We start from the raw sequence: 10,462 nt of genomic DNA on the forward strand, positions 1-10,462 counted from the left end.
GGCGATGATTGCGATTGTGGTCTTCACGATTTTTGCAACGTGGGCCCAAGTTAAAGCGCCAGTTTACATGGGACGTTCAATTACAGAGCTATCAAAGTATTTGATGGTGAAGTTGAACCCGATGACAGCGAGCCAAGCGAGTTTGGCTGACTTCCACCATGCGTTGTGGACGTTTGCGGCCTTTGTTTTGTTGATGTTGGTGGGACTATTTATCAACGCCATGATTCAATCAATCGTCGCTTCTAACTCAGTGAACCAAATGCGTAAGGGTTTGTTTGGCAAGATGCAACGGATGACGGTTCGTTACTTTGATTCACACCAAGACGGTGAAGTATTGTCACGTTTCACGTCAGATTTGGATAACATCTTTAATGCAATGAACCAAGCTATCTTCCAATTGTTCTCACAAGTGGCCATGCTGGTTGGAGTTGTATGGATGATGTTCAACGAAAGCCCTAAGATGGCGTGGGTCACGATTGCTTCAACACCAGTTGCGGTTATCTTGGCGGCGCTGATTATTGTGCAAGCAAAGAAGTTTGTGGATGCGCAACAAGCTGAAGTGGGTCACTTGAACGGTTACATTAATGAGCAGATTAATGGTGAAAAGGTCATTATCACCAACGGCTTGCAAGAAGAGTCAATCAAGGGCTTTGTGGCCCACAACGACAAGGTGCGTCGTGCGTCAACGCTTGGTCAAACGTGGTCAGGTGTTTTGTTCCCATTGATGCAAGGAATGGGCTTGTTCAATTTGGCCATCGTTATTTTCTACGGTGCTACGCAAGCCTTGAACGGTGATTTGTCAGCCCGTGCCGCTGGTTTGGGACTGATTGTGACCTTCGTGTCATTTTCACAACAATACTACCAGCCAATCACCCAAATCACGTCAACTTACAACATGTTGCAATTGGCGATGACGGGTGCGCACCGTTTGAACGAAGTCTTCGAGCAAGATGATGAAATTAACCCAGCTAATGGGGTGAAGTTTAACGGTGTCCAAGATAAGATTGTGTTGGACGATGTGCACTTTGGGTATAACGAAGATCGTGAAATTTTGCATGGTATCAACATCGAAGTTGATAAGGGGCAAATGGTGGCCTTGGTTGGACCAACCGGTTCTGGTAAGACGACTGTCATGAATTTGTTGAACCGTTTCTATGACGTAACGGGTGGTGCGGTTAAGTTTGACGGCATCGACGTTCGTGACATGGATCTACAATCGTTGCGTGATAACGTCGGGATTGTGTTGCAAGATTCTGTTTTGTTCACCGGTACGATTCGTGACAACATCACGTTTGGTAAGCCTGATGCAACTGATGATGAAGTGATTGATGCGGCTAAGCAAGCCAATATTCACGACTTTATTATGACGTTGGAAAAGGGTTACGATACTGAAGTGTCTGATGAAAATTCAGTCTTCTCAACTGGTCAGAAGCAATTGTTGTCAATCGCACGGACGATTTTGACGGCGCCTGACTTGTTGATTTTGGATGAGGCGACGTCAAACGTTGATACGGTGACAGAAGCTAAGATTCAAAAGGCGATGGATAACGTGATTGCCGGTCGGACGAGTTTCGTGATCGCGCACCGTTTGAAGACGATTTTGAATGCGGATAAGATTGTGGTCTTGCGTGACGGTAACGTCATTGAGCAAGGTAGCCACGCAGAGTTGTTGGCACAAGGCGGCTTCTACGCTGAGTTGTATACAAACCAAATGGTATTTGAATAGTTAATGATTAAGTCGTACTGCAATTATGCGGTGCGACTTTTTTGGTGAAATGGGATGATTTAATCTCAAAATAGCGAATTTTCGAAAAATGAGATGATTTAATCTCATTGTATAAAAAATAGGCCGGTGACTATCGATTTGATAGCTACCGGCCTATATATGTATTTTCCCCATGTAAGTTACGTTCAACCCTCTTACAAATACTTATTATGAATTGTAAATATGACGGTTTTCGTTGTGGGATTTGCTGAAAATTAGTTTGATTTATGAAGATTGTTTGAAAATGCACAAAATCGTCAAGGGGTTTGAAGGGTGCGGATAATTCTTCAAAAGACTTCAAAGTTTCGTTAAGACCCCGGCAAAAGATAACTACATTGCTTCGCTATTCTATGAGAGTGCAGTAGTGGATATTCGGTCCATTACGCTGGAAACAGAAAATAGCATGAAAAGGAGTGATGTTTATGGAAACACACCGGGGTATTCTGCCCAACAAGCGGTTGCGTTTCTGGTGGGCGGTTGTCGGTTTGATTGCACTGGTTGTTCCTTATGTGACCAACATGGGCTTGTTAGCCAAGACAGTCTATGCGGCGGAAAAAACGCTGTATAAATCTGATCGACTGACCGTTACTGCTGGGGATGGTAACGACTGGAAATGGGAGAACGGTCGCGAAGTTTCTTGGAAGTTCCAGTTTATCGATAAGGATGCTAATTATCCAAATAAGGATGAGGTGACGTTCTTAATCGATAAGGAGGCGGCAGCCAAGCAAGGATTGACTGACTTTAAAGTTAATGGCCAGTCTTGGGATGCTAAAACTGGTGAACTGGGTGGCTTCGAGTTGTACTACAATGGTGGTTCTGGTCATTCGTTGATTTTGACGGCTAAGTCAACAACGGATGAAAAGCGTGCCGTTTCGGTGCCGGTTGGTTTAGCGTTGACGCGTACTGCGCAACAGGGTGCTAAGATTAAGGCGCCAAAGTTGGCGGAGACAAACCTGTTGCCAGATGATGCCAAGATGATGGTTGAGGCGAACTTGTTTGGTTACGAGGGAGATGCTGCGACTGGTGAAGATGAGGGTGAAACAAAACCTGATGAGCCGGAAACGACGTTGCCAGCGCCAGGCTCTGACGATCCTGCAGATGTCTATGCGAAGTTGCCTGACACAAAGCAGGGGATTGTTGATGGTTTCTTGATTGAGCGTGGTGTTCGAACGACACCAGATTCAGATAACAAGACTGACTTCAATAATTTCCAATTGTGGAGTTCAATGAATGCACCAGTATATACGACGGCGGATGCCGATCACAAGGCGCCAGTTACGATTTATCAAAAGAAAGATGTGACGGCAACTGGCAATATTGGTGGTTCTGAAAATGAGAACGATGCGACTCGCCTGCAGTATGTGCGGTCAACCTACCACAACCAATATGAGCAAACGGGTGGCGATAATCAGTCAGCGTATACCATCTCATTTGAGGACGGCGATGCAATGACGAATGCCAAGTTCACGGTTGTTTATGACCACGTGGGTAGTTACGTTGATTCAGTCACTAAGGAACACCATCCAATTGGTGCAACGATGACAATCTCAAATGTGACGCCAGCTTCAGGTGACCACTTGCAACTAGGTAATATGCATTTCATCGATGTACCGAATAACCTGTACTCAGGTGTTATGTATCACGGTATTGAGTCGTTAGATATTAAGTTGCAGTTCTACACGTTGGTTGATGGTAAGTTTGCTGAGCGAATTGATGTTGATGAAGGGGATGGTCACGTGACGTTCTCCTCACTGAATAACTTTGGGCGTTCAGCAAATTCTAGCTCATCTGTTGGTGCTGATTTCTCATGGGATCAACTATCAACGGGCATTAATAATTCAAAGTATGCTGAAACTGTTTTTGGTGGTGCAGGAACGTTGGCGGCACAACCGTATGATGATCCAACTACCGACTCTGATGATACCTTTATGCAAAAGGATGCCGCGGGAATCTGGTATTCAACGGTGCACGGTGTTTATGACTTGATGGATGTCAATGGTACATCGTACAAGAGCTACTTGGATATTGAGGGTTATGAGAGTAATTTTGAAGATTCTCTAGGTGGTACAAACTTCCAAATGGCGGCGTTGCAATTCCCAGTTAGTGGGGATGCGTACAACTTTACGTTACGTACGGGAGACGGTAATACATGGCAGACAATTTCAGCTGCCGTGATGCATCCGCTAGAGCTAACGCAAACGCATAAGTTAGTGACAACGGATGATACAACATATACAACAGCGGTTAGTGATGCTAAGGCTGGAAAGTCAGGTAATATGCACGAGAAGAACTTGGCAATCACATCTACTGATGACGGAAAGTTTAATTTTGCATACTGGGTAACGCAACCAACCTACGATTTGGGAACGGATTCTTTGATTCGGCCATTCGGTATTCGGTTCGAGGATACCTTGCCTGATGGTATTTCGTTGCGTGATGGTCAAAATTCGGTAAAGCTGTATGATACCGAGGGTAAGCAACTGAAGCTTGGAGCTGACTACACGGTAACGATTGCTGGTCAGAAGGTCGTTGCAACATTGACGGATGCGGGAATTCAAGCGATTGACTTTAATTCTGATATGTTCGCACTTCGTTTGGACGTAAAGACTGACTCGCAAGTAGCGCAAGGTTTTGCTGAGTGGACAAAGCATAATACGGCTGACGTTTACACGAAGACTGAGCACAGTGATGCTTCAGAGTACAAGAGTACGACAAACACCGTAACGGTTAAGCTACATCCATTGTCAACGACTAACGTTACTATCAACAAGGTTGACGAGGCCGGGGCTGCTTTGGCAGGTGCCAAGTTTGAGCTAAAGAAGGTCGGTGAGCCTTCAGCTTGGACGGCTGCAAGTTTTGCATCAGCTGAAATTTCAGCTTACAAGACGTTGACGACGGCAACGACGATTGCTGCATCATCAACGACTGAGACAAGCTGGACGTGGAACAACTTGCCGGTTGGTCAATACCAATTGATCGAAACGGCGCCAGATGGCTATGTGAAGGCAACGGACGTTACGTTCAATGTTGGCGCGAAGTTGACGGCTAATGCGGATGGTACAGGGGATGCTTACACATCGACATTTAAGGAAACGACAAATCCAGCCGTTTTGACGAATGTTGACGTGAAGGACGGTAGCGTCACAGCTAACGTGCCTAACCAATTGGATATCAAGGCGGTCTTCCAAGTGAAGAAGGTTGATCAAGACAACAAGCCATTGGCTGGTGCGGTCTTCCAATACTTCACGGATGTGACTCAAAAGACTGGTATGAACAAGGATGATACGACTGGTATGCACACGATGCCAACTGGTCAAACGCTTGAGTTCAACAAGTTGTACACATTGAATGAGTCGACGGTGCCAACTGGTTACGAACGCGCGGAAGATGTTTACTTCAAGGTTTTGAAGCAAGCAGATTTCACAACGCAAACTGGTGTAACAGTGCCGGCGGCCTTGGCGAACGAAAAGGTATTGTTTGTGAAGACTGATAAGGATGGGGCAGTGACGGAATGGATTAAGCCAGACCAAAACAAGAACATCTTTACGACGACGTTCACGGTTGAAAACAAGAAGCAAGAACCGCTGCAATCAATCTTCCCAGTTACGGGTGGAACGGGCATTATGGGCTTTGTGATTGTTGGTTTGATTCTGGTTGGTGCAGCAGGTGCATTGACGTTGAAGCGTAAGTTTAATGATTAATTGATTAGCGTAATTGCAGTGATGCAGTTGCGCTTTTCTTTATGTGATAAAAAAGTGAATGAAAAAGACCCCGTTTCAATTAAGAAACGGGGTCCGGTAACTGCTCTGGCTGGGATCGAACCAGCGACCTCCTCATTAACAGTGAGTTATTCTACCGCTGAACTACAAAGCAATTAGATATGCATTTTGCCGCAATGGCAACTGCTCTGGCTGGGATCGAACCAGCGACCTCCTCATTAACAGTGAGTTATTCTACCGCTGAACTACAGAGCAATTAGTGTATTCAATTCGCCGTGATGGCAACTGCTCTGGCTGGGATCGAACCAGCGACCTTCTCATTAACAGTGAGCTATTCTACCGCTGAACTACAAAGCAATTATGTCCTTCGCTAAGGCATGACATTAATATACAGTAAGGAAAATGAGAAGTCAACTACTTTGATTAAAATTGTTCTCATTTAAATTAATTCACATTTGTCCGTACAAATTTGACGTATAATAGAGTTACTGAATAACGAGGGGAATCGGATTATGAAAGACTTAACACCAGCAGAAATCGCGCGTTTAGCCGATGTGGATATTTTTGACAAGGTTGACCAAGGGGAGTGGTACCAATACGCGAAGGAGCCTAAGGTACAAGCCATCGTCAAGCAAAGTGCCCAAACGGTGCAACGCATTAACGATGTCGCGAAGACGGATTTGGCTGAAGCGACGCGTTTGTTGCAAGAGTTCTTACCAAATATGGCAGCAGATGCTGATGTGTATTTTCCAATCACGTCAATTGAGCATCCCCAACGTCTAACCATCGGCAACGCCACCTTTATTAACGCCGGTCTGCAAATTTTGAGTGCTGGGCGCGTAACGATTGGTGCGCACTGTTTTATCGGGCCGAACTGCCAGCTTTACACGCCGAATCACCATCCATATGATAAGGAGTTGCGGCGTGAGGGTTGGCAATATGATTCGCCAATCACGATTGGGGATGATTGCTGGTTTGGTGGTTCCGTTATCGTGCTACCAGGTGTTACGATTGGAGATAACATAGTGGTTGGTGCCGGTGCGGTTGTGACCAAGGATGTACCAAGTAATGTCATGGTTGCCGGTAAACCAGCGCGGGTCATTAAGACGTTAAACTAAACAAAAGGTTAAGTGCAGGTAATCAACGCGGGCTTACTTAAGGTTAATTTGGTAGAATAGACGTAAGAAACTACGACTAGGAGGCAGCGAGTATGGCTGACTTTCAACTAAAGGGTATGCCAGTTTGGGTATACGCCAAGGATGTTGATACAAAGACGGCGTTAACGCATGCAAGATTGATTGAAGGTACCGTGGGTGACAGCTTTTCAGTTGATCCACAAACATTGCCAGGGTATCGCTTTGTTTCATCAGAGGGGACGTTAAAAGGGACTTTCGATGAAACTACGATGCACACCGCAACGTTCTATTACCGTCGCGATGACATTGCGGAAACTGAGCAATTAACTGATAAGTATTTGCATTTGTTAGCGGATGTCCAACCGGTTGCAGCGATTGAGATTGCTGAACCGACTGGCCAAAAGCTTTGGGCGGATTCATACGTGAAGGTTGCCCAACGAGTTGCAACGCGTGAGGGGAAGTTCTGGTATCAACTATCAGATTCACGCTGGGTACCTTACAACATGCAAACAATGAAGTTAACGGATAATGATGGCCGTTCAGCAAAGCCAATTTCTGAATGGAATCGACCAACGACGTGGGCCCCAAAGCCATTTGTGGCCCGCGGGACTGTGGATTATGTGCCAGGTGGGGACGTGGCCGTATATGCACAACCATACGGACGTGAAATTGGACGGGTTGTCCACGGTTCACGGATTGAAATTTCAGAACGGGTTGATGATCCATCTGGTATCTTGTGGTACCACGTGGTGCAACACGGTTGGATTTCAAGTATTTATTTGCATCTTGATTAATTAGCGACATGTACTTTGGGGGAATTGAATAATGACAGAACCATTGATTTTGACGGCAGCCTTGCACGAAAAGATGTGGGGTGGCACGGCGTTACGTGATGTGTTTGGCTTTGATATCCCATCGGAAACGACGGGTGAAGCGTGGCTGATTTCGGGTCACAAGAATGGCACGGTGTTCTGTGAGGATGGCCGTTATGCGGGTAAGTCAATTGCTGAGTTGTGGCAAGAAGAGCCACAGTTGTTTGGTAACACAGACACGAACCGACCATTTCCACTGCTGGTTAAATTGCTAGATGCGCACCAGGATTTATCAGTGCAAGTGCACCCTGATGACGCGTATGCTGGTGAACACGCCGGTGAACTTGGTAAAACGGAATCGTGGTATATCGTGGCTGCTGAACCGGGCGCTGAAATTTATTACGGGCACACGGCCCAAACCAAGGCAGAATTTGATGCGGCGGTCGATGCCGGTGACTGGGATAAGTTACTCCGAAAGGTGCCTGTCAAGGCTGGCGACTTTTTCTACGTACCAGCCGGGACGCTGCATGCATTAGGTGCCGGGGTTCTCGCGCTGGAAACGCAGCAATCATCTGATGTGACGTATCGGGTTTACGATTTTGACCGGGTTGATGCGAAAACAGGTGAATTGCGTGAACTACATTTGGCCGATGCGAAGAATGTGACGACGGTACCGTTTGTACCGGAACAACCACAAACGTCGACGGCTACGTACGGTGGTGTCACGGTGACAACGCTGGTTGAAGCACCTTACTTCAATGTCTATAAGTGGGATGTTGACGGTCGTGCGACCTTAGATGCACGCGCACCATATTTGCTGGCAACTGTGATTGACGGGACATTAGACTTAACCGTCTTTGGTGTGACCTATCCATTGCACAAGGGCCAAAGCTTTATCTTGCCAAACGATGTTGAAGCGTGGACGCTACAAGGTGAGGCGACGTTGATTACATCGACGCCGGGACCAAAGTCAATGTAAGTGAATTGTTAGCAAAAGCATGTGCAAATTATTTGCGCGTGCTTTTATTTTATATTCCTATCGGCCTGACTTTTTATGCGCGAAAATGGTACACTATAGATTAGTTATTTTGACAGATAAACATCGGTGACGATGTAGTAGGAGGACGACATGAGCTTGAAGAGTGCATTGGCAACTTTTGTTGGTAAAAGTTCATACGTGGTACTGCATGATATTTTGCGTCGTGGTGGTACATCATTGCCAGGTAAGTTGGCAACGAAGATTGACCCTGAAGTCATGACAACGTTGGCTGAGAAGTATGACGTTATTTTGATTACAGGTACGAATGGTAAGACGTTGACAACAACATTGACCACGCGTGTCTTGCGCGAACAATTCCCTGATGTGATTACAAACCCATCTGGTTCGAATATGATGCAAGGTATCACGGGAACGATGTTGACAGCGAAAGTAACCGGTAAGTCACACCGCCCAATTGCGCTTTTGGAAGTTGATGAAGCGAACGTGGAAGAAGTTGCGCGTCAATTGAAGCCAATGGCCTTTGTATTGACGAATATCTTCCGTGATCAATTGGATCGTTTTGGTGAGATTTACACAACCTACGATAAGATTTTGAAGGGCATTCGTTTGTTCCCTGAGGCAACGGTGATTGCGAACGCTGATTCACCAATCTTCATGCGTGGCGATTTGCCAAATCCAAAGGTTTATTACGGGTTTAACCACTTGCCAGCGGATGGCGATATGAAGGCTCCTCACAACACGGACGGTGTGCTATCACCAACTGATGACACGGTGTTGCACTATCACTTTATGACGTTCGGTAATCAAGGTGATTACTTCTCAGTTTCAGACGATTTCAAGCGTCCTGAGTTGGATTATGCCGTAACGAAGATTAATGAGATGACACCTCGTTATTCAAACTTCGATATTGATGGCGAGACGTATCAAATTGAAATCGGTGGGATGTACAACATCTATAACGCACTGGCTGCTTACACAGTTGGACGTTTCTTAGGTGTTACCACACAACAAATTCACCACGCTTTTGAATCAAATGCGCAAATCTTTGGTCGTCAAGAAGCCGTTAACGTCAACGGTAAGGAAGTCACGATTGTCTTGATTAAGAACCCAGTTGGGGCAAACCAAGTCATCGATATGATGAAGACAGATGACCAACCATTCTCATTGATTGCATTGTTGAATGCGAATTATGCGGATGGTATCGATACGAGTTGGATTTGGGATACTGACTTTGAATCACTAAAGGATTCAGGCATGCAAGCCATTGCAACTGGTGGTGAGCGTTACAAGGACTTGTATGTCCGTGTGAAGATGGCTGGATACGGTGAACACCCGGTTTACCAAGATCTCAAGCAAATTGTAAAGGCAATCGACGAGATGCCAACGAAGCGCGTGTACATTGCCGCAACTTATACGGCAATGCTACAACTACGTGCCCAATTGGCACAACAAGGCTTTATCAAGACTGGTATGGGAGAATAAAATCATGGCAGCAGAGTACGTTTTGCACACCGCACACTTGTACGGTGATTTGATGAACACTTACGGTGACTACGGTAACATCGTGGCGATGCGTTTCTATGCATCACAAATCGGTGTCGATGTCGACGTAGAGTTGATTTCATTGGGCGATGAGTTCGATGATAAGAAGTACGATTTTGTGCTGTTCGGTGGTGGACAAGACTACGAAGAGCAAATCGTTGCAGAAGATTTGAAGTTTAAGGCAGATGCCATTAAGCGCTACATCGAATCAGATGGCCCATTGTTGGGCGTTTGCGGTGGGTTCCAATTGTTGGGTCACTACTTCTTGATGGCTGATGGGACGCGTGTTGAGGGGATTTCCGTCATGGACCACTACACGTTGAACCAACAACACAGCCGTTTCATTGGTAATGTCTTGATTAAGGACGAAGTTAACGGCAACGAGTACCGCGGTTTCGAAAACCACCAAGGACGTACATTCTTGGGTGAAGGCGAGCGCCCATTGGGTAAGGTCTTGCAAGGTAAGGGAAACAACGGTGAAGATGGCG

At 46.0% G+C, this 10,462-nt stretch carries 7 protein-coding genes and 3 tRNA genes; 7 read left to right on the forward strand and 3 right to left on the reverse strand.

Features of this window, described 5'->3' with window-relative positions:
* Positions 1-1,726: ABC transporter ATP-binding protein (locus WEIDD23_RS02555; RefSeq protein ID WP_062358736.1), on the forward strand; the 1,726-nt coding region annotated here is incomplete at its 5' end.
* Positions 1,727-2,187: 461 nt separating this feature from the next.
* Positions 2,188-5,466 (forward strand): SpaA isopeptide-forming pilin-related protein, encoded by a 3,279-nt coding sequence (locus WEIDD23_RS02560; RefSeq protein ID WP_062358737.1) that lies wholly within the window; start codon positions 2,188-2,190, stop codon positions 5,464-5,466.
* 100 nt (positions 5,467-5,566) lie between these two features.
* Here the strand turns inward: WEIDD23_RS02560 and WEIDD23_RS02565 are convergent.
* The 3 genes from WEIDD23_RS02565 to WEIDD23_RS02575 all read right to left on the reverse strand — a co-directional run bounded on the left by WEIDD23_RS02565 (position 5,567) and on the right by WEIDD23_RS02575 (position 5,841).
* A tRNA-Asn gene (locus tag WEIDD23_RS02565) sits at positions 5,567-5,638 on the reverse strand.
* Positions 5,639-5,667: 29 nt separating this feature from the next.
* Positions 5,668-5,739, reverse strand: a tRNA-Asn gene (locus WEIDD23_RS02570).
* Between the two features lie 30 nt (positions 5,740-5,769).
* Positions 5,770-5,841: transfer RNA gene (locus tag WEIDD23_RS02575), tRNA-Asn, on the reverse strand.
* A gap of 155 nt (positions 5,842-5,996) precedes the next feature.
* On the opposite strand from WEIDD23_RS02575, the gene WEIDD23_RS02580 reads away from it, so the two are divergent.
* The 5 genes from WEIDD23_RS02580 to WEIDD23_RS02600 all read left to right on the forward strand — a co-directional run.
* Complete coding sequence (locus WEIDD23_RS02580; RefSeq protein ID WP_062358738.1) at positions 5,997-6,602, forward strand: sugar O-acetyltransferase; 606 nt, start codon at positions 5,997-5,999, stop codon at positions 6,600-6,602.
* Positions 6,603-6,694: 92 nt separating this feature from the next.
* Positions 6,695-7,414 carry a MucBP domain-containing protein gene (locus WEIDD23_RS02585; RefSeq protein WP_010369600.1) on the forward strand — a complete coding sequence of 240 codons (720 nt, stop codon included), beginning with the start codon at positions 6,695-6,697 and terminating at the stop codon, positions 7,412-7,414.
* Between the two features lie 31 nt (positions 7,415-7,445).
* Positions 7,446-8,411 carry a mannose-6-phosphate isomerase, class I gene (manA, locus tag WEIDD23_RS02590; RefSeq protein ID WP_010369598.1) on the forward strand — a complete coding sequence of 322 codons (966 nt, stop codon included), beginning with the start codon at positions 7,446-7,448 and terminating at the stop codon, positions 8,409-8,411.
* Positions 8,412-8,561: 150 nt separating this feature from the next.
* Positions 8,562-9,914: a MurT ligase domain-containing protein gene (locus WEIDD23_RS02595; protein ID WP_010369596.1), complete on the forward strand. Its 1,353-nt coding sequence runs from the start codon at positions 8,562-8,564 to the stop codon at positions 9,912-9,914.
* A gap of 4 nt (positions 9,915-9,918) precedes the next feature.
* Positions 9,919-10,462, forward strand: a 544-nt coding sequence (locus WEIDD23_RS02600) for a type 1 glutamine amidotransferase (RefSeq protein ID WP_242865411.1), incomplete at its 3' end; no start/stop codon positions are given.

The sequence above is a fragment of the Weissella sp. DD23 genome, assembly GCF_001579105.1.
GTDB classification, from domain to species: Bacteria; Bacillota; Bacilli; order Lactobacillales; family Lactobacillaceae; genus Weissella; species Weissella cibaria.